We start from the raw sequence: 20,510 nt of genomic DNA, 5'->3' as shown, positions 1-20,510 counted from the left end.
CTGGCCGCCGTGCAACCAACTGAGCATTTATTGTGCCAGCCCTTCAACCGCCTTGGTGAGCTTGTACAGACTTCCTTCCGTGCGCACGAGACCACCCTTCAGGTCACTGAGATCGATAGGGTAAGCGATGGGCTCCAGGGCTCCTAACGGGCCGTCGGCATCAACCGTAAATCGGTACGCCTGATTCATTTTAAAGTCCTTGAGAATCTAAAATCCGACACCTAGTGGGCCAGAGCAAGGTGCGGCCGAGCGCGAGAGATGAAAGCCCTTTCGACAACCGAGATACCGCGGTCTGGATCCATTCATCAAGCTTGTCAGGTCTCAGCGTTCAAGGGTGATCACTCCGTCTGACTTTGACGAAACTCCTCGTACGACACAGCACCTACCCGCTTCGCCTCCACAGCACGGCACAGCTTGAGCCACATGTCTGGCCTCAACCGTGCTTCGGCAGCTCCCAGGGGAAAGAAGGCGAACTCGGATAGCTCCTCGTCGGTTACCGACATGCGGCGGATATCTTCCTCGCCCACTTTCCCGCCATCGAAGATGAACACCAGCAGGTCATCCCATGGGCCATGTGCGGCGACCCAGTCCACAAGCAACAGGCCGCTGATCTGTGCGGTAAAGCCCAGCTCCTCTGCAACCTCGCGGACAGCTGCAGCAATCGGCGATTCGTTCACCTCTGCCATGCCGCCCGGTAGATCCCAGTACTGCTTGTATGTCGGGTTGACCAGTAGGATCCGGCCGTCCTCATCGCAGATGACAGCCTTCGCAGAGACGCGCTTGCGGGCTTGCCGTGCGTTGCCTTCGGCCAACCACCTAAAGCGCTGCGGGTCGTTGTCTTCTTGCGTACTCATACCGGCCATTCCGCTTGTGCTGTTGGTATCTGCGCGTTGGCAGACGCCGCCAAGCGGTCGTTCATCTCCCTGACCTCCGGCAAGTCCGCCTGTCCCGAAAGCCGCTGCTGCAACTGCGCGAGGCCGGAGTGTACACGCGCGGATTCGAGCCCAGGAGCCGCCGCGATGATCTCCATACCGACTCGCGCCGCGCCCTCATGATCCCCCAGTGCCACGAGGGCGTTTGCCAGAGTCAAGCGCGCAAGCGTACGACTCCGTACGCGGTCACTGGCACTTCGTAGCGCAATGACTTCAGCCGCACTCCGTACGGCATCCTCATACCGTTGCAGGTCATACATGCAGAGTGCATTTTCCGCAGCGAAGGATGCCCGGTCAAAACCACAAAGCCAGCTGTCCCGAGCATCTCGCGCGATAAAGCCCAAAGCACTCTCCCCAGCATCGAGCGCCAGACGCGCCGCTAGCTCGTTGCCTTGTAGGGCGAGCGCCCGAGCGTGCATGGTATGGAGTCGTGCCACAAGATGGGGCACATGAGCCTGGCCGCCCGACATTTGAGAGATTCCCTTACGAGCCAACCGTTCGGCAGTCTGGGAATCATCCATCTGCACAGCAAGGTGGGACAGGGACGCGAGGATGTTGGAGCTGAGCTGCGAGTTTTGCGCGGTCGTCGCCAGGTGGTACGCCTGCGTCAGATGCACTTTGGCTTGTGGGTCGCGGCCACTGTCATGGGCCATCCAGCCTGCAAACTCCGAGAAGGACGCTGCGGCGGAGAACACCTCGTTATGCGTCACGCTGGGCGGCGGCGCAAGAAGCTTCGACGCGACCTCATCTTGCAAGAAACGTACAACCTGCCCGTAGAGGACTCCGCCACCAATTTTCCGGTCAGCCGCTTGAAACGCCTCGGACACTGCGCGGAAGCCGATCACCTCGCGCATGACTACCGGCCGAGTAGGCACACGTGGAATCTCAACCGCCACGGAGCCAGCATGGTCAACACGCTCATCTCCGTGAGGTGAGCTTGCACGTTGCGTCACCGCAACGCATTCCGCCTCGGGGTGCAGCAGCCCGTCCAGCTCGCTCATCGAGATCTTCAGCAGCTTGGCCAGCTTCGGACGCTGGTAGGGCAGCGGTTCACGCGTGCCCTGCTCCCAGCGGGCCACGGTGGAGCGGTCGACGTGCATGACCTCCGCGAATGACTCCTGGGTGAAGCCAGCGGCCTTCCTGGTACGGACAAAGCCGGTTCGCCGTACTGCCATCGGGTGACCTCCTGGCGTTGGCTGCCGCTTTCCGCGGTGCGGGTTCTGCCTGGTCAAGCGTAGCGCTGCATCGGGCTGGCCCCATTTGGGCGATCCCTCGGCCCTAAAGCGGCGCTGTCTGTCGCCCCGTCGGGATTCCACGCTTGATCCCGGTCCCAGCGCCAAGCAAGCCCGGTGGAGATACCTCCCCAAGTCCCCGGTGGTCTCCGCGCCGCCTGGTGCTGAGACCACACGACAACAAGCCCAACGCTACAAGGGAGCCGCGACCGTGCCACCTACTTGCGCCAAGGCGTCCACATAGGACGGATTGCTTAGGATGCCGCACACCATCCGGCTGCGCACCGACATGTTCGCGCGTGCCGCGAAGCTCGCGGGCTTCCGCTCCGACTACGGACTGGCCAAGGCGATGGACGTCAACCGTTCCACGGTGGCGCGGGTAGGGAGCGGCGAACTCCAGCCCGGTCCGGCCTTCATCGGCGGCGCCCTTGTCGCCCTCGCCCCCATGCGGTTTGACGACCTGTTCGAGGTCGTGCCCGCCTCCACTCCGACAGCAGACCACCCAAAAGAAAGGCAAGGCAGTGCCGACCAGCACACCAGACACCGGACCGTCCACGACCTTGCAGGCCGCCCTGAGCTACGTCGAACTGGGCTGGCCAGTCCTCCCCGGAGCCATCTGGCATGACGGCCACTTCGCGAGCCCCGTGGACGAACTTCCCGTCACCAATCCTCGCCTGCGGCCAATCGAGGAAGCGACCACGGACGCCGACCTGGTGCGCGAGTGGTGGTCGACGCCTGGTCCGCACGCACCCAACGTCCTCAGCCTGACCGGTTCGGCCTTGGGAGCGTTCGCCGTCTTCGACACCCTGGCCGAGAGCATCGCCCGTCATCCCCACTTCGGAGCCGGTCCGACACCGGTGCCGGCCATTCAGGAGATGCCCCTGGCGTACTTCCTTGTCCGGCCGCCGCTGCCCTCGGTGCTCATGAGCCACGAGGCACGGGTGCTCGAAGCCGGGACACCACTGCCCCTGCCGCCGAGCGCCATGGGCACAAGCGAAGTGATCTGGCTGGTCACCCCCGAGGAAGCGGCCAACCGCCTGCTACCCGGCGACGCGCTGGCCGACCTGATCCAGAGCTACGAGAGTAAGAGCGCGTGACCGAGCCGGCTGAGCGGACGGCACCGGCCATACCTGCACCGCCGTGGACGAAGGAAGAGTTCACCGGGCTGATGCGGGAGCTGGCGGAGGCCGAAGCACCCCGGCTGTTCGCTCTGGTGGAGGAGTACGGGGAAGGTCAGGACGCCCGCGTCGCGGGCTACGGCCTGGCCTACGAGGACCGTGCTGACGTCAACTCCGTGGAGGGTGGCTTCCAACTTGACTCCCACAGTGCGGAGCGTGCCCGGACGCTGTTTGAGATCTCCTCGCGGTCGGCGGGGGTAGCGCGAGTGCATGTGGTGTGGATGGGTGAAGGAGGGGCCGCTCGGCAGAGCTGATGGAGCCCCCGAGGGATGGAGCCCCGGGGTGGAGCCCGGCCCGGCCGCCGGGGCGCGACGGCCGGACCGGAGTCAGATGTCGCCGAGCAGGGCCTCGGTGGCCTTGATCGCGGCGTCCTGGTGCGGTTGGAGCTCCTGCTGACCCATGTTGTCGAACGAGAACGGTTCCCTGAACGGCTCGGTGACGCCCGCCAGCACCTCGATCACGGCGTTCGCGCAGAACGGCACGTAGGCCGCCGCGTAGCCGCCCTCGTGCACGCAGAGCACCCGCCCGTCGCACAGGTCGGCCGCCGCGTCGAGCACCATCCGGGCCATCTCGCGGTACGCGCGCGGGGTGAGCATCATCCGCCCCAGCGGGTCCAGGGCGTTGGCGTCGAACCCCGCCGCCACCACGATCAGGTCGGGCTTGAACCGGCGCAGCGCGGGCAGCACCACCCGGCGGGTCGCCTCCAGGTAGCCACCCGTGCCGGTGCCCGGTGGCAGCGGCAGGTTGAGCGTGTAGCCGAAGCCCGCGCCCGCACCGCGCTCGGTGACGAACCCGGAGTTCGGCGGGAAGAACCGGTCCTGGTGCAGGGACAGCGCGAGCACGTTCGGGTCTTCCCAGAACACCGTCTGGGTGCCGTTGCCGTGGTGCACGTCGATGTCCACCACCGCGACCCGCGCCACGTTGTGCGTCCGCCGCACGGCGCGCAGGGCGATGGCGATGTTGGCCAGCATGCAGAAACCCATGCCGGAGTCGGGTACCGCGTGGTGGCCCGGCGGGCGGACCAGGGCGTAGGCGTTGTCCACCTTGCCCTCCAGCACGGCCTCCGCGGCGCGGATCGCGCCGCCGGCGGCCAGTCGGGCGATGTCGAGTCCACCCCGGCCGAACGGGGTGCTGCCGTCGCCGCCGTCGCCGCCGGTGTCGTTGGCCTTGGTCAGCCGGGCCAGGTGGCCCGGGGTGTGCACGAGCAGGATCTCCTCGTCGGTGGCGGGGCGCGGGGTGAGCCGGGTCAACCGGTCGATCAGGCCGGTCACCACCAGCAGCTCGTGCACCCGCCGCTTGGCTTCGGGGTTTTCCAGGTGGTGGAACGGCTGGATGCCGCGACGCGGGTCCGCGGGCGCGAGGCTCGCGTGGGTTCCGGTGTCGTGCCACCCGTATAATTCGTGGTAGACGTAGCCGGTCGTCATGGGGGCGATGGTCCTCGGGCGGCGGTGGGCCGTCTTGTCCGCCAGTGCCCGGCCGTTGACTGCCGGCGAACGTGCGCCGGCGAGCAAGTCCGGTACGCCGCACGCCAAGCGTTCTCCGCGCGCGAGGGCGAATACTCGGGGCATGACCCACAGCCCCCATCCGCTCGACCCGTTCACCGCCGACGAGATCGCCCAGGTCAGGGACGTTCTCGTGCGCGCGGGGAAGGTCGGTGAGACCACCCGGTTCCCCAGCGTCCTGCCGGTGGAACCGGCCAAGGACGCGGTGCGGGCCCACCGGTCGGGTGATGTGGTCGCCCGCCGGGCGCGGGCCGTGCTGCTGGACACCGCGACCGGTGTCGCGACCGAGGTCGTGGTGAACGCGACCGAGGGCGTGGTGGAGTCCTCCCGCGAGCTGGAGCCGGCCAAGGACGGCCAGCCCGCGATCCTGTTCGAGGAGTACGACCGCAGCGCCGAGCTGGTCAAGGCCGACCCGCGCTGGCAGGCGGCGATGCGCCGACGTGGCGTCGAGGACTGGTCGCTGACCTTCATCGGCCCGTTGTCCCCCGGTTTCTTCGACGAGCCGCTGCTGCGCGAGCGGCGCGTGCTGCGGGCGTTGACGTTCCTGCGCGACCACGTGGACGACAGCCCGTGGGCACACCCGGTCGAGGGTCTGCTCTGCGAGGTGGACCTGATCGCCAACGAGGTGCTGGCGGTGACCGACGAGGGCGACGTCCCCACGCCGGTGGAGCACGGCAACTACACCGGCGAGCCGGCCCGCACCACGCTCAAGCCGATCTCCATCACCCAGCCCGAGGGCGTCAGCTTCACCGTCGAGGGCCACGAGGTGAGCTGGGAGGGTTGGAAGCTGCGGATCGGGTTCAACGCCCGCGAGGGGCTGACCCTGCACCGGATCTCGTTCGGCGGCGACCCGGTGCTGCACCGGGCGTCGATGGCGGAGATGGTGGTGCCCTACGGCGACCCCGCGCCGTGGCGGAACTGGATCAGCTACTTCGACGCGGGCGAGTACCTGCTGGGCAAGAACGCGAACTCGCTGCGGCTGGGCTGCGACTGCCTGGGCGTCATCCACTACTTCGACGCCGTGCTCGCCGACGACCACGGCCACCCGGTGGCCATCCCCCAGGCGATCTGCATGCACGAGGAGGACTACGGCGTGCAGTGGAAGCACACCAACATCCTCACCGGGGCGTCGGACGTGCGGCGCTCGCGCCGGCTGGTGGTGTCCTCGTTCAGCACCATCGGCAACTACGACTACGGCTTCTTCTGGTACTTCTACCTCGACGGCACGATCGAGCTGGAGGCCAAGGCGACCGGCGTGGTGTTCTGCGGCGCGGGCGGCGAGAACCCGTACGGCTCGGAGATCGCCCCCGGCCTGATGGCCCCGGTGCACCAGCACCTGTTCTGCGCGCGGCTGGACACCGAGATCGCGGGCCCGGCCAACACGGTGGAGGAGGTCGACTTCGTCGGCGTCCCGACCGGGCCGGACAACCCGCGCGGCAACGCCTTCACCACCACGACGACCGTGCTCGACCGCGAGTCGACCGCGAGTCGCCTGGCCGACCCGCTGCGCGGCCGCACGTGGGTGGTCAGCAGTTCCGACGAGGTGAACCGGGTGGGCAAGCCGCGCGCCTACCAGCTCGTGCCCAAGCCCGGTCCGACGCTGCTCGCGCAGCCGGACTCGACGATCGCGGCCCGCGCCGGGTTCGCGTCCCGACACCTGTGGGTGACCCGCTTCCACGAGGACGAGCGCTACCCGGCGGGCGAGTACCCCGACCAGCACCCCGGTGGCGCGGGGCTGCCGGCCTGGGCCGCGCAGGACCGCCCGCTGGTGGACGAGGACGTCGTGCTCTGGCACGTTTTCGGCCCCACCCACCTGCCCCGCCCGGAGGACTGGCCGGTCATGCCGGTCGATTACAGCGGATTCATGTTCAAGCCGCTGGGATTCCTGGACCGCAATCCCACGCTCGACCTGCCGGATTTCGCGGCGTGCTCGCACTGCCCGCCGGGGCAATGCCACTGCGCCCACTGAAATCCGCCCCGGACCGGTCGGCGAACCGGCCCTGAAGCCCCCGATGCGCCGCGCAGGCATCGGGGGCTTCGGGTTTCGGCGGACCCCGCCGGGGACCGTCCGCCGCACCCCTTCGCGCGGCGGCCCGCCGGCCGGCCGGCTCCGCCCGCAGGTCCAGACCACTTCCGCCGACCGGTCCCGCCGCCGGTTGCGCCGGACGCCGGAGCGGCCCGCGTGGCGGGGTCCGTGAACGGCGAGCGACGGTGCATATGCACGGGCATGTCCGGAGAGTGACTCCGGCGTTACCAAATCGTGCACAGCGGACCGGCCGTGCCATTGTCCGGGTCCATTCCGGAGAATAGCCGGCGACCCCACCCCTGACCGGCGCGGAAGCGCCGCCGACAGCGGTCCGACAGCATCTCCGCAGAACACCCCTCGCCTTTGCCGAACAGGGGGTTCCGTATTTCTACGGACCGGCCGGCGCGGGCTCCGGGACCACTCTGACCCGACCACCCCGGAGAGATCGCACTCGCGCGGCACCGCACTCCGGAGGATCGACAGGACGGTGGATTCGGTGAGTGTGCTGTCCCTCGAGGACGTGACGGTCGACAGGTCCGGGCTGACCATCGTGCGGGGTGTGTCGCTGCGGGTGGACCGCGGCTCGGTGACCGTCCTGCTCGGCGCCAACGGCGCGGGCAAGACCACCTTGCTGGAGGGCGTCTCCGGGGCCGTCCCGATCGCCTCCGGCCGGATCCGGCTCGGCGAGCAGCGGGTCGAGAAGCTGCGGGCGTGGCGGCGCGCGCGGGCCGGGCTCGCGCACGTCGAGCAGAACCGCACGGTGTTCCGCGAGATGTCCGTGCTGGACAACCTCCGCGCCGCGTGCCGGCACGACGACACCCCGGACCGGGTGCTCGACCTGTTCCCCGAGCTGCGCAAGCAGCTGCACGCCCGCGCCGGGCTGCTCTCCGGCGGCGAGCAGCAGATGCTGGTCGTCGGCCGGGCCCTGCTGGGCCGGCCCAAGGTGCTGCTGATCGACGAGATGTCGCTGGGGCTGGCGCCGATCGTGGTGGCCCGGCTGGCGCACGCGGTGCGCAGGCTCGCCGACGGCGGCGTCGGCGTGCTGCTGGTCGAGCAGTTCGCCGCGCTGGCCCTGGGCATCGCCGACCGCGCCTACGTGATGGCCCGTGGCGGGATCGTGTACTCCGGCGACGGCCGGCGGCTGCGCCACGACGAGGGCTACCTGCGGGCGCTGTACCTGGGCGACGCCCACACCCAGAGCGGAGTCTGAGCGTGGACGTCCTTCGGCGCAAGCCGCACCCGCTGGTGCTCGGTCTGCTGCTCGCCGCGGTGGTGGCCGCGGCCGGCGCGGGACTGGCCAACAACCACTTCACGTTCCTGCTGACCGGCGCGGCCGTGTCGACGGTGTTCATGCAGAGCTACGGCCTGATCACCGGCCGGGCCGGCGTGATCTCGCTGTGCCAGCTGAGCTTCGCCGCGATCGGCGCGTGGGTGGTCGGCTGGGCGAACGTCGCCGGGCTGCCCGGCGGGTTCTACGTCTGGCTGCTGCTGGGCGGCCTGGCCGCGACGGTGGCGGGCGTGCTGATCGGCCTGCCCGCGCTGCGGCTGCGCGGGGTGAACCTGGCGGTGGCCACGTTCGCCTTCGCCCTGGCGCTCGACGTGGTGTTCACCGGCATCCCCTACCCCGGCCAGGGCAACTACAACTTCGTCCAGCGCCCCGCGGGCTTCACCACCGACAGCGAGTACTTCGTGTTCACCGTCATCGTGGTGACGGTGATCTTCATCGGACTGCGGCAGCTGGACCGCACCCGGACCGGCGGCGCGCTGGTGGAGATCCGGCACTCCGAGCGGGCGGCCGCCGCGCACGGCATCAGCGTCGCCAAGGGCAAGCTGACGGCGTTCGCCCTGAGCGCGTTCGTGGCCGGCGTCGGCGGCGGGCTGATGGCCGGGCAGCTCGGCATCGTGACGGCGGGCAACTTCGCCGCGTTCGCGTCCGTGTCGTTCTTCGCCATCGCCCTGTTCGTGGGCACCAACAACATCGAGGGCGCGATCGCGGGCGGCCTGATGGGCGCGCTGTTCCCGGTGCTCCTCGACGCGCTGGGCGTCCCGCAGGACCTCGCGGTGCTGTTCTTCGCGGTCGGCGCGGTGCAGGTGCTGCGCCTGGGCGGCAGCCAGACCGACCTGATCCGGGCGGGCCGGCGGCGCAAGAAGGCCGCCCGGCGCGGGTCGCTGCCGATCCCGCACGCCAACCCCAAGCCGATCGTGCCGCTGCGGCTGCGCGCCCCGCGGGACACCGCCGACGCCACGCCCGCCCTGGAGGTGCGCGACCTGCGCGTGCGGTTCGGCGCGCTGACGGCGGTCGACGGCGTCAGCCTGGTCGTGCCCAGGGGTCACGTGGTCGGCCTGGTCGGCCCGAACGGCGCGGGCAAGTCGACCCTGATCAACGCCGTCACCGGGTTCACCGCCGACTACAGCGGGCAGGTGCTGCTCAACGGCCGCCGCGTGGACGGCGTCGCGGCGCACCGCCGCGCCCGGCTCGGGCTGCGCCGCAGCTTCCAGCAGCTCCGGGTGCCCGAGCAGCTCACCGTGGGGATGTTCGTGCAGGTCGCGGCCGGCCGGACGCTGTCCGGCGAGGAGCTCGACGAGCAGCTGGCGCTGTTCGAGTGCCCGGCCGCCGACGTGCCGATCGACACCGTCGACGTGGCCACCCGCCGGCTGCTGGAGGTCGCGGGCCTGGCCGCCGGGCGGCCGCCCGTGCTGCTGCTGGACGAACCCGCCGCGGGGCACTCCGGCACCGAGACCGAGCTGCTGCAGCGCCGGCTCGCCGAGATCCCCGAGCGGTTCGGCACCGCCGTGCTGCTGGTCGAGCACGACATCGAACTCGTCCGGTCCACCTGCGACTCCGTCGTGGTGCTGGACTTCGGCCGGGTCATCGCCTTCGGTCCGCCGGACGAGGTCCTGGCCGACCCGGCGGTCATCGCCGCCTACCTGGGTTCCGCAGCCCACTGATCCGACCGTTCCCCGAAAGGAAACAACCTCGATGAGCAAGCACCTCAAGGCGGGAGCCGTGTTGTTCGCGGCCGCCCTGACGGCGTCTGCGCTGGCCGGCTGTGGTGCCGGCGGCGGTGGCGACACCATCAAGATCGGTGCCGTCGCCGGACTCACCGGCCAGTTCATCACCGCGGAGGTGCCCAAGACCGCCCAGCGCGTCTTCGACGACGCCAACGAGGCGGGCGGCATCAACGGGAAGAAGATCGAGTACATCGTCAAGGACGACGCGGGCAACCCCCAGCGCAGCGCCCAGGTCGCCCGCGAGCTCGCCGACGCGGGCGTGGTGGCGATGGTGGGCTCGTCCAGCTTCACCGACTGCGACGTCAACGACGGGTTCTACCGCCAGTCCAGGCTCAACTCGGTGATGGCGGTGGCGGCCACCCCGAAGTGCTTCCAGAGCCCCAACATCGCGCCGGTCAACGTCGGCCCGTTCACTCTCATGACCGCCGTCCTGCTGCACGCCACGCAGAAGCTCGGCGACAAGCGGGTCTGCAACTTCACCGTCGTGCTGCCCGGTTCCGAGGACGCGGTCAAGGAAGCCCTGGCCCGCTGGGAGAAGCTCAGCGGCCAGCGGCTGGTGATCGACGACCAGACCGTGCAGCAGAGCGGCGACCTCACGCCGTACCTGCTGCGGGCCAAGCAGGAGCGCTGCGACGCCATCCTGTTCAACCCGGCCGAGCAGCTCGTCGTGCCGTGGCTCCAGGCGGCCAAGACCCAGGGCATGGACGACGTCGACTTCCTGCTGCTGGCCCCCGCCTACACCGACAGCGTCGCCAAGGCCGTCGGCGGGCTCGGGCTCAACGTCTACGCGGGCAGCGAGTTCGAGCCGTTCACCTCCGACAGCCTGGCCAACAAGGGCTGGCGCAGCGCGGTCAGCCGCGGCGACGCGCAGGCCACCGCGTTCTCCCAGGGCGGCTACCTGGCCGCGAAGTTCACCGTCGAGGTGCTCAAGTCGATCAAGGGCGAGGTCACCCGCGACTCGGTCGGCGCGGCGCTGCGCGACATGACCCCGATCGAGGACCCGATGCTGGGCACCCCGTGGGAGTTCGGCCCCGGCGAGAGCCACGCCCCCAACCAGGCGTCCAAGATCGTCCGCCTGACCGGCCTGCGGTGGGTCGTGGTGGACGACACGTTCATCACCGTGCCCAACGCCTGACCCGGAGGCTGCTGTGCTGCAACTGTCCGCGGCCATCGCGGGACTGGTCACCGGCGGGGCCTATGCCCTGATGGGGCTGTCCACGCTGCTCACCTACCGCCTCGTCGCCGTGGTCAACTTCGCGCAGGCCGCCGTGGGCGCCTTCGGGGCGTTCGCCATGGTCGTGCTGCACGAGGCGGGCCTGCCCCTGTTCCTGGCGATCGCGTGCGGGCTGGCGACGTCGGCGGCGCTGCACATGGGGCTCGGCGCGGTGATGGTCCGCTGGTTCTCCGAGGCGGGCGAAGGGGTGAAGGCCGCGGTGACCATCGCGACCTTCACCGGGCTCGTCGCGGTGGGGTTGCGGTTGTTCGGCGCACAGCACCCGCACCGGTTCCCCAGCCCGTTCGACAGCCCGGCGGTCACGGTCGGCGGCGTGGTGGTGACGTGGACCGCGGTGGTCACCATGATCCTCGCGGTCCTGTTCGCCGTGCTGCCCACCGTGCTGCTCAAGCGCACGCGGGTCGGCCTGCTGCTGCGCGCGCTGTCCGAGCGGCCGACCACCGCCGAGCTGATCGGCATCCGGGTGCCCCGGCTGTCGATGGTGGTGTGGGGCGTCGCGGGCGCGGCCAGCGCCCTGGGGATCATGATCGTGGCTCCCCAGCTGGCCAGCGACTTCGGCTCGCAGGCCCTGCTGATCGCGCCGGCGCTGGCCGCCGCGCTGGTCGGCGGGTTCCGCAGCTTCGCGTGGACGTTCGTCGGCGGCGTGGCCCTGGGCGTGCTCCAGGGCCTGGCCAGCACCGTCGTCGCCCTCCAGCAGTACCGCGGCGTCCTGCCGTTCCTGGTGATCCTCGTCGTCCTGGTGTGGACGCGTCGCCGGGACCGGTGGGACTCCATGGCCTGACCGGACCGAAGGGGGTTGCATGACCCGCTCTGACGACTCGCGCCCGCCGACGCCCGCCGGGGCGGCCGGCGGGCCTTCCGGCGCGCACGACGGGTGGTTCGACACCGCGCTCCCCTTCGTGCCGCCGGAGTCCGCCGGCGCGGTCCGGCTGCCCGCCCTGACCGGGTCCGACCGCGCCGTGGCCGGGTCCGGCGGTGCCGGGTCCGGGACTGGCGGTGCCGTGGTCGGGACTGGCGGTGCCGTGGCCGGGACGGACTGCGCCGTGGCGGCCAGGCCGGACCCGGGGCCGCCCGGCGACGGGTGGTTCGACCCCGCGCTGCCCGCCGGGCACGACTTCCCCGCCGAGGGCCCGCACCCCTTCCTGGCCCGCGCGCTCGCCGAGCGGGCGGCGCGGCTGTCCGCCCCGACCGACCAGAACAGCCGGGAGGCGTAGATGCACCCCACCGCGACCCGAGCGGCGGTGCTGCGCGACTTCAACGCGCCGCTGGAGCTCACCGAGGTGCCGCTGCCCAAGGAGCTGCCGGCCGGGTCGGCGATCGTCCGGATCACCAGCACCACGCTGTGCGGGACCGACGCCCACATCTGGGCCGGCGCCATGCCGTTCGTCCCGCTGCCGATCATCCTCGGCCACGAGATGACCGGCGAGGTCGTGGCGCTGAGCGCGCACTCCGGCCGGGACGCCTGCGGCAAGCCGGTCGAGATCGGCAGCCGGGTGGTCTGGTCGGAGTCGGTGTGCGGGCACTGCCAGGGCTGCACGGTGCTGCGCGAGCCGGTGCTGTGCGACAACCGGGGCTACGGGTTCGGCCAGCGCTCGGACCGCTGGCCCTACGCCATCGGCGGGCTGGCCGAGTACGTCTACCTCGCGCCGGGCGCGCACCGGATCGTCCTGCCCGCCGACCTGCCCGACACCTGGGCCGCCGCGGCCGGGTGCGCGGTCAAGACGGTGGTGCGCGCGTTCGCCAACGCCGGCGGCGTCCGACCGGGCAGCACGGTGGCCGTGCAGGGCTCGGGTCCGCTCGGCCTGGTCGCCACCGCGTTCGCCCGCGCGGCGGGCGCGGGCCAGGTGATCACCCTGGGCGGCCCGCCCAACCGGCTGGCGCTGGCCGCGAAGTTCGGCGCGGACGCCACCATCGACGTCACCGACGTGACCGACCCGGACGAGCGGGTCGCCCAGGTCGAGGAGCTGACCGGCGCGCTGGGCGCGGACCTGGTGCTGGACTTCGCCGGTGCCCCCACGGCCAACCGCGAGGGCGTGCTGATGTGCGGCAAGCGCGGCACGCACGTGGTGGTCGGCATCGCGGGCCCGCAGGCCGCGCCGGTGCCGATGGACGTGGTGATGGGCCGCGAGATCACCGTCGTGGGCTCGCTCAACGGCGACGTGGGCGACCTGGCCCGCGCGCTGCGCTTCCTGTCGGCGTTCGCCGACCGCTTCGAGTGGGACGCCATGTTCTCCCCGGCCGTCGGGCTGTCGGGCGCGGAGCGGGCGATCCGTGACATGGAGTCGATGGCCGCGATCAAGGCCGTCGTCGACCCCGGACTGGACTAGGAGGAACCGCGATGACCGATCCCACCGCCCTGGTCACCGTCGCGACCGGGTACATGGCCGCCAAGCAGCTGTTCGCGGCCAGCGAGCTCGGGGTGTTCAGCGCCCTGGCCCTGGGTCCGGCGAGCTGCCTGGAACTGGCCGAGCGCGCCGAGCTGCCGGAGCGCTCGGCGCGCATCCTGGGCGATGCGATGGTGGGCCTGGGCCTGCTGGAGCACCGCGACGGCAAGTACGCCAACACCCCGGTGACCGAGGCCTACCTGGCCGGGCAGGGCGGGCTCGACCTGCGCCCGCACCTGGCCTTCTGGGACGCCCTGAGCTACCCGCACTGGCTGCACTACACCTCGTCCATGCGCTCCGCGCGACCCGGCCCGTTCGAGCTGGACGAGGCCCGGATGGGCGTGTTCATGAACGGCGTGCAGACCTACAACGCGCTGCACGCGGTCATGCTCGCCGAGAACTACGACTTCTCGCGGCACCACGACGTGCTCGACCTGGGCGGGCTCTCGGCCGCGTTCCTCGGCGAGGCCGCCAAGCGCAACCCCGGGCTCACCGGCACGTTCGTCGGCACCCGGGAGTTCGTGGAGCCCGCCCGGGGCTCGGTCGACCCCGCGGTGGCCGACCGGATCTCCTTCCACGAGGCCGATCCGCTCACCGACGAGGTGCCCGGCCGGTACGACGCGGTGCTGCTGGAGCACGTGGTGCACCGCTTCGACGCCGAGCAGAACCAGACCATCCTGCGCGCCGCGCGCGGCGTGGTCGACCCCGGTGCGACGCTGCTGGTGCTGGACTTCCTGCTCGACGGCGCGGACGGCCGCCGGCTGGACCCGGTGATGGCCGGCGAGTACCTGGTCATCGACGGCACCGTGGTGCACCCGCAGAACGAGGTGCACGACTGGCTGGCCGCGACCGGCTGGCAGGTGTTGGAGACCCGGCCGCTGCCGGGCAGCCCGCGCGTCGTGATCGCCGAGGCCGTGTGATGGTCGCGCTGGTCACGGGAGGGGCGGGCGGCATCGGCGGCGCGATCGCGGCGGCGCTGGCCGGCCGGGGGCACCGGGTCGCGGTGGCGGACGTGGACGCGGTGGGTCTGGCCCGCACCGCGGAGGAGTTCGGCGGGCTCGGGGTGCACATGGACGTGCGCGACGAGTACTCGGTGCGCACGGGCGTCGCGAAGACAGTCGCCGAATTAGGCCCCATCGACGTGCTGGTGCACGCGGCGGGCGTGGTCGGCGGCGCGGCCCCGCTGATGTCGCTGCCGGTGGAGGCGCTGGACGCGGTGCTGGCGGTGAACGTGCGCGGCACGTTCCTGATCACCCAGGTGGTCGGCGAGGCGATGATCACGGCCCGGCGCGGCGGCTCGATCGTGCACATCAGCTCGGCGGGCGCGATGCAGCCGACCGTGGGCCTGGGGCACTACGAGGCCACCAAGGCGGCGATGAACGCGCTGACCCGCTCGGCGGCGCTGGAACTGGCCCCGTACGGGATCCGGGTCAACGCGGTCGCGCCGGGCCCGGTGGAGACGCCGCTGACCGCTTCCTCCATGGCGGACCCGGCGGCGCGCGCGCCGTGGCTGGAACGAATCCCGCTGGGGCGCATCGCGAACACCGACGACCTGGTGCCGACCGTGCTGCTGCTGGCGTCGTTGGAGGCGCGGCACATCACCGGCACCGTGCTGCCGATCGACGGCGGCCAGCTCTTGAGGGGCTGACATGGCACCCGTCGACCACACCCGTGCGCCCGTCGTGGGCTACACCGACCGGTTGGACTACCGGCCGGGCGAACGGGTGTCGGTGCACGCCAGCGCGTCCACCTCGGACGCGCGGGTGCGCGTGCTGCGGGTGGACCACGACGGGAACGCGCCGGTCCGCACGCCCGTGGACGTCGACGTCCCGGCCCGGGTCTCGGTGCCGCGCCAGGACTTCGACCACGGCTCGTACGGGCTGGTGTCGCGTCCGCCGGTGCTCGGCGCGGCGGTGTCGTTCGCGGTGTGGGTGTGGCCGACGGCGTTCCCGGCCGGCCGGGCGGGCCTGATGAGCCAGGGCGACCCCGACGACGGGCCGTTCGCCGAACTGGCGCTGCGGGCCGACGGCACGCCGGAGTTCGCCGTGCGCACGGCGGGCGGTGTCGTCTCGGTGCGCGGCCCGGTGCTGCGCCTGCGCCGCTGGTACCTGGTCGTCGGCGGCTACGGCGAGGCGGGCGCGCGGATCGAGGTCCGGCCGCGCGACCGGCTCGCCGACGAGGCCGGCGTCGTGGTCACCGTGCCGCCGACCGGTCCGCTGGTGGCGGGCGCGGCCTCGCTGCTGTTCGCCGCGCGCCGGGTCGGCGGGCGGGTCGGCGGCCACTTCGACGGCAAGCTGGACGGGCCGACGGTGTTCGCCGACCTGCGCACCGAACTGGACTGGCTGGTCGCCGACACCCGCTCGGCGTGGCACCTGGGCGCGCGGGCGCACTGGGAGCTGTCCCACGGCATCGGCGGCGACACCCTGCTGGACCTGGTCGACGGGCGGCACGGCGCGCTGCACAACCAGCCGCTGCGCGGGGTGACCGGGCACGACTGGACCGGCGAGGTGCTGGACTGGCGGTTCGCCGACCGGGGCTACTCGGCGGTGCACTTCCACTCCGACGACCTGGCCGACTGCGGCTGGGACCCGGTGCTGGAGTTCGCGCTGCCCGACGACCTGCCCAGCGGCTGCTACGCGGTGGAGCTGGCGACGGAGCTGGGCGTGGACCGGCTGCCGTTCTTCGTCCGGCCGACCAGGCCCACCGCGCGGCTGGCGTTCCTGGTGCCGACGTTGAGCTACCTGGCCTACGCGCTGGAGCACGTGCACATGCCGTTCCTGCCGGAGGACCCGGCGGAGGTGGCGGCCCCGTTCGCCCGGGACAACCACCTGCACAGCCTGTACGACCGGCACCGTGACGGCAGCGGCACCGCCATCGCGTCGCTGCGCCGGCCGCTGCTGGGCGTGCGCGACGACCACGTGTTCCGGCACGCGGGCGGGCCGCACCAGTACAGCGAGGACCTGCACCTGGTCGGCTGGCTGCGCCGGCAGGGCTTCGCGTTCGACGTGCTGACCGACCACGACCTGCACGCCGACGGCGCGGCCGCGCTGGAGGGCTACCGGGCGGTGGTCACCGGCAGCCACCCGGAGTACTGGACCGGGGCGATGCTCGACGCCGCGCAGCGCTACCTGGGCGGCGGCGGGAACCTCGGCTACCTGGGCGGCAACGGCGCCTACTGGGTGACCGCGATCCACCCGAAGCAGCCGCACCTGGCGGAGCTGCGGCGCGGCTACGCCGGCGTGCGGATGTGGGAGTCCGAGCCGGGCGAGCTGCACCTGTCGTCGACCGGCGAGCCGGGCGGGCTGTGGCAGGAGCGCGGCCGCGCCCCGCACCGGCTGTTCGGCATCGGCACCACCGCCGCCGGCCTGCACGGCGGCGGCGCGTACGACCTGGCGGGTCCGCACCCGCTGCTGGTCGGGCTGTCCTCGCCGCTGGGCGGGTTCGGCGCGGTGCAGGGCCACGCGGCCTCGTTCGAGACCGACGGCATCGATCCGCTGCTGGGCAGTCCGCCGAACGTCGTGCTGCTGGGCCGCGCGACGCTCGGCGAGGCGTACGTCCAGGCCGACACCGGCCCCACCACCCCGCACCCGCTGGGCGACCCGCTGGACCGCCGCCGCGCCGACCTGACGCTGCTCGACGCCCCCGGTGGCGGCGCGGTGTTCGCCACCGGCTCGATCGGCTGGTGCGGCGCGCTGTCGCACGACAAGGACGACAACGACGTCTCCCGGCTGACCGCCGCCGTGCTGCGGCGCTTCGGCGCGGGACCGGACACGGAGGACGACCCCGATGCCGCTGCACCCTGAAGCACGTGCGGTGATCGACGCGACCGACGCCCAGGGCGGCCTGCTGCCGCTCGACGGGACCTCGCCCGCCGAGATGCGCGCCGCGTTCGCCAAGTCCTGGCAGCCCTCACCCCACCCGGAGCCGGTCGACAAGGTCGAGGACCGGACCATCCCCGGCCCGGCGGGCGACATCCCGGTGCGGGTCTACACCCCGCACGGCGACGGCCCGTTCCCGGCGCTGGTGTGGTTCCACGGCGGCGGCTGGGTGATCGGGTCGCTGGACGAGAACGACAGCACCTGCCGGGTGCTGTGCAACGCGGTGGGCATGGTGGTGGTCTCCGTGGACTACCGGCTGGCCCCCGAGCACCGCTACCCGGCCGCCGCCGAGGACGCCTACGCCGCGCTGCTCTGGGTCGCCGACCACGGCGCGCTGATCGGGGTGGACGACCGGATCGCGGTCGGCGGCGAGAGCGCGGGCGGCAACCTGGCCGCCGTGGTGTCGCTGATGGCCCGCGACCACGACGGCCCTCCCCTCTCGCTGCAACTGCTGGCGGCCCCGGTCACCGCGCCGCCCGGCGACCGGCCGTCCTACGTGGACTACGGCGAGGGCCACTTCCTCGACCGCGAGAGCATGGAGTGGTTCTTCACCCAGTACCCGCGCGACCCCTCCGACCTGGACGACCCGTACCTGGCCCCGCTGGCCGCGTCGCACCTGGGCGGGTTGCCGTCGGCGCTGGTGATGACCGCCGAGTTCGACCCGCTGCGCGACGAGGGCGAGGAGTACGCCCACCGGCTGCTGGACGCGGGCGTCCCGGTCACCCTGGTCCGCTACGAGGGCCAGATCCACGGCTTCTTCGCGCTGCTGGTCGACCAGCTCAGCATCTCCGCCACGGCGCACGCCCGCGCCGCCGCCGCCCTGCGCGCCGCGTTCGCGCAGGAGGCGGTGCGGTGACGATCCCCCCGGCGGCGGATCGGGGCCGGCGGCCCGAGGCGGGCGTCCGGCACTCCAGTCGTGGCGGGTCCGCCGGCGGCGGATCGGTGCCCGAGTCGTACACCGACGTCCTGTTCAGCCGGATCGTGCAGGCGGCGGGCGTCGCGCGTGACGAGTACCGGCTGTCCGCGAAGCTGTGGCTCGACGACCTGCCCGACACCCGGCCGGACCCGCACCTGCTGGCCGCGCGGCCCGGTGCGCTGGTCGGTGCCCGCCGGCCGGGCCAGTGGGGACAGAACCCGGCCGCCGTCGACCTGGCCGCCGCGCACGGTGCGGAGCCGCGCGCCGACGCCGCCGACCCTGTGGCTCGATCGGAGGTAGCCAACACTTTCGGGTGACATAAAGTCAGGCGAATTGCCACTCGGGGAACCTCGGTTGACCCGCAGTGCACCCCGTCGTGCGCTGCGGGTGACACGGTATTGTCGTGATCACGTCACGCACCGTAGGTTGTGCACCGACCGAGGAGACACGATGGACACCACGAAAGTGGCCTCGGCGGTGCGCATCGGCTCCGCCCTCGGCAGCGGTGCCGCCGTCGAGTGGGACGAGGTGTTCGCCGCCCTCCGCATGGCGGTGCCCGACCTCTGCGCCGTCCAGGTGACCGGCTGGGACCCCGTGACGCGGGGCTTCGTGGTGATGGCCGAAGACGGCTACCAGCGGGCGACCAGCCGTGAACTCGCCTACGAACTGCCCCGGACCCGGTGGGGCGGCCAGCTGTTCGCCTCCCCCGTGCCGCTGCTCATGGACGACATGCCGCACAACTTCCGCGACTCGCCGCACTACCAGGAGCGGCTGCGCCCGGCCGGGTTCGAGGACGGCCTGTCCGCCACCCTGCGGATGAGCGGCAGCCGGCAGGTCGTCGGCGTGCTGCACGCGAACGCCCCGGTCCGCGGCGCGTTCGGCGAGGAGGCGCGCGGGTTCGTCGCGCAGGTCGGCTCCGCGCTGGCCCGCCGGGTGGACCCGTTGTACTGCCCCACGTTCGACGCGTGGTTCGATCCGGAGTGGACGGCCAGCTGGGTGTTCCCGGCGCACGGCGCGGTGACCGGCCGCGCGCCCGCGCCGGTCGCCCACGACCCGGCGTTACGGGCGCTGGCCGAGTCGTTCGCCGGGCTGGGCGTGCGCACCGTGCCGTTCCTGTGGCCCGCGAAGGACGGCTGGTACCGGGTGCGGCTGCTCCGGGTGGTCGACGGCCCCCGCACCGGCGTGGTGGCGGCGTGCGCGCCGTTCGAGAACCCGTCCGGGCTGACCGCGCGGGAGCTGGACATCGCCACCGGCCTGGTCGCCGGCCTGTCGAACCAGGCGATCGCGGAGAGCCTGGTGGTCAGCCGGCGCACCGTGGAGACCTACGTGGAGCGCCTGCTGACCAAGCTCGACTGCTCGTCACGCGGCGAAGCGGCCGGCATCGCGGCCCGCGCGGGCTTCGTGCGGCCTTCGCCCGAGTCGACCGGCGTCGGATCCCTGGCCAGACTGACCAGGGGCGCCGACCCGTACTGGGTGTGACGCCCGGGGCACGTCAAGCGTCCAGTCGGTCGGCCAACGCCTGCGCGAACATCCCGATCGCCGGGCTCTCCACCCCCCGCAGGTCCCCCTTGCCGTCCACGGTCAGCCGGACGATCTTGTCCCCCTTGGCCATCAACCCGGTACACGTGCTGTGCTGCCGCACGGGATTGGTCACGCAGTAGGCGTACCGCTCGTCCACGGCCCGCCCGGTGGTCGGGAACCCGGTGCTCAGGTGCAGGTACTCATCGGCCGTCGGCACCTCCCCCGCCGGCAGGCTCTCCTCGGCCCGATGGCAGTTGGAGGCCGCGCGGGCCTGCTTGACGACATCCTTGCCCGGGACGCTGTAGACGGCGTTGTACTGGGTCATCGTCACCTCACGACCGCCCCTCGCCCACGTCCACCTCGCGGTGACCCCGGCCGTCGCCTGCCCGGCGGAAGCCAGGTCCGGGCACTCGACCAGCTTCCGCACGCCGGCGGCCGGCTCCCCGTCCCGCACCAACCCCTTGGGGGCGGTGACGTCGTCGGGCAACACCAACGCCGGCAGCGCGGCAGCCCGCGCCGACGACCCGCCACCCGCCGCCGCGCCCGTCTCCGCCTCGGCCGAACACCCGGCCACGACCAGCGCGGCGCACACCGCGACGACGATCCTTCGCACAGGACTCGACTTCCCCTCAAGATCGGATGTGCGCCGAATCGTACGGCCTGCCAGGAAACCCCGTTGTCCGGCAACACCTCCC

General features: G+C 71.9%; 20 protein-coding genes. 16 read left to right on the top strand and 4 right to left on the bottom strand.

The annotated features are described in order from the left end of the window. Positions 1-338: 338 nt before the first annotated feature. Positions 339-854 (bottom strand): NUDIX domain-containing protein, encoded by a 516-nt coding sequence (locus BN6_RS16715; RefSeq protein WP_231905315.1) that lies wholly within the window; start codon positions 852-854, stop codon positions 339-341. Beyond that, complete coding sequence (locus BN6_RS42035; protein WP_051075605.1) at positions 851-2,107, bottom strand: helix-turn-helix domain-containing protein; 1,257 nt, start codon at positions 2,105-2,107, stop codon at positions 851-853. The genes BN6_RS16715 and BN6_RS42035 overlap by 4 nt, the downstream gene beginning before the upstream one ends. A gap of 316 nt (positions 2,108-2,423) precedes the next feature. Between BN6_RS42035 and BN6_RS50030 the strand changes: the two genes are divergently transcribed. Genes BN6_RS50030 through BN6_RS16700 form a run of 3 tightly spaced genes read left to right on the top strand, consistent with a single transcriptional unit; the run spans position 2,424 to position 3,596 of the window. After that, complete coding sequence (locus BN6_RS50030; RefSeq protein ID WP_331712637.1) at positions 2,424-2,789, top strand: hypothetical protein; 366 nt, start codon at positions 2,424-2,426, stop codon at positions 2,787-2,789. Then, positions 2,725-3,261 carry a bifunctional DNA primase/polymerase gene (locus BN6_RS42030; RefSeq protein WP_051075604.1) on the top strand — a complete coding sequence of 179 codons (537 nt, stop codon included), beginning with the start codon at positions 2,725-2,727 and terminating at the stop codon, positions 3,259-3,261. The genes BN6_RS50030 and BN6_RS42030 overlap by 65 nt, the downstream gene beginning before the upstream one ends. Continuing rightward, positions 3,258-3,596 (top strand): hypothetical protein, encoded by a 339-nt coding sequence (locus tag BN6_RS16700; protein ID WP_015100856.1) that lies wholly within the window; start codon positions 3,258-3,260, stop codon positions 3,594-3,596. Before BN6_RS42030 ends, BN6_RS16700 begins: the two co-directional genes overlap by 4 nt. Positions 3,597-3,668: 72 nt before the next feature. Here BN6_RS16700 and BN6_RS16695 read toward each other — a convergent pair whose 3' ends face one another. Further along, positions 3,669-4,766, bottom strand: a complete 1,098-nt coding sequence (locus BN6_RS16695) for a class II histone deacetylase (RefSeq protein ID WP_041312976.1) — start codon at positions 4,764-4,766, stop codon at positions 3,669-3,671. 142 nt (positions 4,767-4,908) lie between these two features. Here BN6_RS16695 and BN6_RS16690 point away from each other — a divergent pair, with 142 nt between their 5' ends. The 13 genes from BN6_RS16690 to BN6_RS16630 all read left to right on the top strand — a co-directional run bounded on the left by BN6_RS16690 (position 4,909) and on the right by BN6_RS16630 (position 19,773). Beyond that, complete coding sequence (locus BN6_RS16690) at positions 4,909-6,813, top strand: primary-amine oxidase (protein ID WP_041312973.1); 1,905 nt, start codon at positions 4,909-4,911, stop codon at positions 6,811-6,813. 553 nt (positions 6,814-7,366) lie between these two features. Further along, positions 7,367-8,080 (top strand): ABC transporter ATP-binding protein, encoded by a 714-nt coding sequence (locus BN6_RS16685; protein WP_041317032.1) that lies wholly within the window; start codon positions 7,367-7,369, stop codon positions 8,078-8,080. Between the two features lie 2 nt (positions 8,081-8,082). Further along, positions 8,083-9,819, top strand: coding sequence for a branched-chain amino acid ABC transporter ATP-binding protein/permease (locus tag BN6_RS16680; RefSeq protein ID WP_015100852.1), 1,737 nt, complete (start codon positions 8,083-8,085; stop codon positions 9,817-9,819). 31 nt (positions 9,820-9,850) lie between these two features. Next, positions 9,851-11,017 carry an ABC transporter substrate-binding protein gene (locus BN6_RS16675; protein WP_015100851.1) on the top strand — a complete coding sequence of 389 codons (1,167 nt, stop codon included), beginning with the start codon at positions 9,851-9,853 and terminating at the stop codon, positions 11,015-11,017. Between the two features lie 13 nt (positions 11,018-11,030). After that, positions 11,031-11,897 carry a branched-chain amino acid ABC transporter permease gene (locus BN6_RS16670; protein ID WP_015100850.1) on the top strand — a complete coding sequence of 289 codons (867 nt, stop codon included), beginning with the start codon at positions 11,031-11,033 and terminating at the stop codon, positions 11,895-11,897. 19 nt (positions 11,898-11,916) lie between these two features. Further along, positions 11,917-12,330 carry a hypothetical protein gene (locus BN6_RS16665; protein WP_041312971.1) on the top strand — a complete coding sequence of 138 codons (414 nt, stop codon included), beginning with the start codon at positions 11,917-11,919 and terminating at the stop codon, positions 12,328-12,330. Continuing rightward, positions 12,331-13,443 (top strand): zinc-binding dehydrogenase, encoded by a 1,113-nt coding sequence (locus BN6_RS16660; RefSeq protein WP_015100849.1) that lies wholly within the window; start codon positions 12,331-12,333, stop codon positions 13,441-13,443. 11 nt (positions 13,444-13,454) lie between these two features. Continuing rightward, the gene (locus BN6_RS16655; protein ID WP_015100848.1) at positions 13,455-14,420 is read left to right on the top strand and encodes a methyltransferase; all 966 of its coding nucleotides are present in this window, start codon (positions 13,455-13,457) and stop codon (positions 14,418-14,420) included. Then, positions 14,420-15,148 carry an SDR family NAD(P)-dependent oxidoreductase gene (locus BN6_RS16650; protein ID WP_015100847.1) on the top strand — a complete coding sequence of 243 codons (729 nt, stop codon included), beginning with the start codon at positions 14,420-14,422 and terminating at the stop codon, positions 15,146-15,148. Before BN6_RS16655 ends, BN6_RS16650 begins: the two co-directional genes overlap by 1 nt. A gap of 1 nt (position 15,149) precedes the next feature. Continuing rightward, the gene (locus BN6_RS16645) at positions 15,150-17,303 is read left to right on the top strand and encodes a N,N-dimethylformamidase beta subunit family domain-containing protein (RefSeq protein ID WP_015100846.1); all 2,154 of its coding nucleotides are present in this window, start codon (positions 15,150-15,152) and stop codon (positions 17,301-17,303) included. Next, entirely contained in the window at positions 17,287-18,234 is a 948-nt protein-coding gene (locus tag BN6_RS16640; protein ID WP_015100845.1) for an alpha/beta hydrolase, read from the top strand. Before BN6_RS16645 ends, BN6_RS16640 begins: the two co-directional genes overlap by 17 nt. Continuing rightward, complete coding sequence (locus tag BN6_RS16635) at positions 18,231-18,611, top strand: hypothetical protein (RefSeq protein WP_015100844.1); 381 nt, start codon at positions 18,231-18,233, stop codon at positions 18,609-18,611. Before BN6_RS16640 ends, BN6_RS16635 begins: the two co-directional genes overlap by 4 nt. 133 nt (positions 18,612-18,744) lie before the next feature. After that, positions 18,745-19,773 carry a helix-turn-helix transcriptional regulator gene (locus BN6_RS16630; RefSeq protein WP_015100843.1) on the top strand — a complete coding sequence of 343 codons (1,029 nt, stop codon included), beginning with the start codon at positions 18,745-18,747 and terminating at the stop codon, positions 19,771-19,773. Between the two features lie 13 nt (positions 19,774-19,786). Here BN6_RS16630 and BN6_RS16625 read toward each other — a convergent pair whose 3' ends face one another. Next, positions 19,787-20,428, bottom strand: a complete 642-nt coding sequence (locus tag BN6_RS16625; protein ID WP_015100842.1) for a hypothetical protein — start codon at positions 20,426-20,428, stop codon at positions 19,787-19,789. Positions 20,429-20,510 lie beyond the last annotated feature (82 nt).

It is taken from the genome of Saccharothrix espanaensis DSM 44229 (assembly GCF_000328705.1).
Classification (GTDB): Bacteria; Actinomycetota; Actinomycetes; order Mycobacteriales; family Pseudonocardiaceae; genus Actinosynnema; species Actinosynnema espanaense.
Note: the sequence above shows the minus strand (reverse complement) of the source record. Positions and strands in the feature narration are given on the sequence as shown.

Excerpts from the sequence above, each read along its gene's own strand:
- BN6_RS16715 (WP_231905315.1), bottom strand. The coding sequence starts at position 854 with ATGAGTACGCAAGAAGACAACGACCCGCAGCGCTTTAGGTGGTTGGCC.
- BN6_RS42035 (WP_051075605.1), bottom strand. The coding sequence starts at position 2,107 with ATGGCAGTACGGCGAACCGGCTTTGTCCGTACCAGGAAGGCCGCTGGC.
- BN6_RS50030 (WP_331712637.1), top strand. The coding sequence starts at position 2,424 with ATGCCGCACACCATCCGGCTGCGCACCGACATGTTCGCGCGTGCCGCG.
- BN6_RS16695 (WP_041312976.1), bottom strand. The coding sequence starts at position 4,766 with ATGACGACCGGCTACGTCTACCACGAATTATACGGGTGGCACGACACC.
- BN6_RS16690 (WP_041312973.1), top strand. The coding sequence starts at position 4,909 with ATGACCCACAGCCCCCATCCGCTCGACCCGTTCACCGCCGACGAGATC.
- BN6_RS16675 (WP_015100851.1), top strand. The coding sequence starts at position 9,851 with ATGAGCAAGCACCTCAAGGCGGGAGCCGTGTTGTTCGCGGCCGCCCTG.
- BN6_RS16665 (WP_041312971.1), top strand. The coding sequence starts at position 11,917 with ATGACCCGCTCTGACGACTCGCGCCCGCCGACGCCCGCCGGGGCGGCC.
- BN6_RS16660 (WP_015100849.1), top strand. The coding sequence starts at position 12,331 with ATGCACCCCACCGCGACCCGAGCGGCGGTGCTGCGCGACTTCAACGCG.
- BN6_RS16655 (WP_015100848.1), top strand. The coding sequence starts at position 13,455 with ATGACCGATCCCACCGCCCTGGTCACCGTCGCGACCGGGTACATGGCC.
- BN6_RS16650 (WP_015100847.1), top strand. The coding sequence starts at position 14,420 with ATGGTCGCGCTGGTCACGGGAGGGGCGGGCGGCATCGGCGGCGCGATC.
- BN6_RS16645 (WP_015100846.1), top strand. The coding sequence starts at position 15,150 with ATGGCACCCGTCGACCACACCCGTGCGCCCGTCGTGGGCTACACCGAC.
- BN6_RS16640 (WP_015100845.1), top strand. The coding sequence starts at position 17,287 with ATGCCGCTGCACCCTGAAGCACGTGCGGTGATCGACGCGACCGACGCC.
- BN6_RS16630 (WP_015100843.1), top strand. The coding sequence starts at position 18,745 with ATGGACACCACGAAAGTGGCCTCGGCGGTGCGCATCGGCTCCGCCCTC.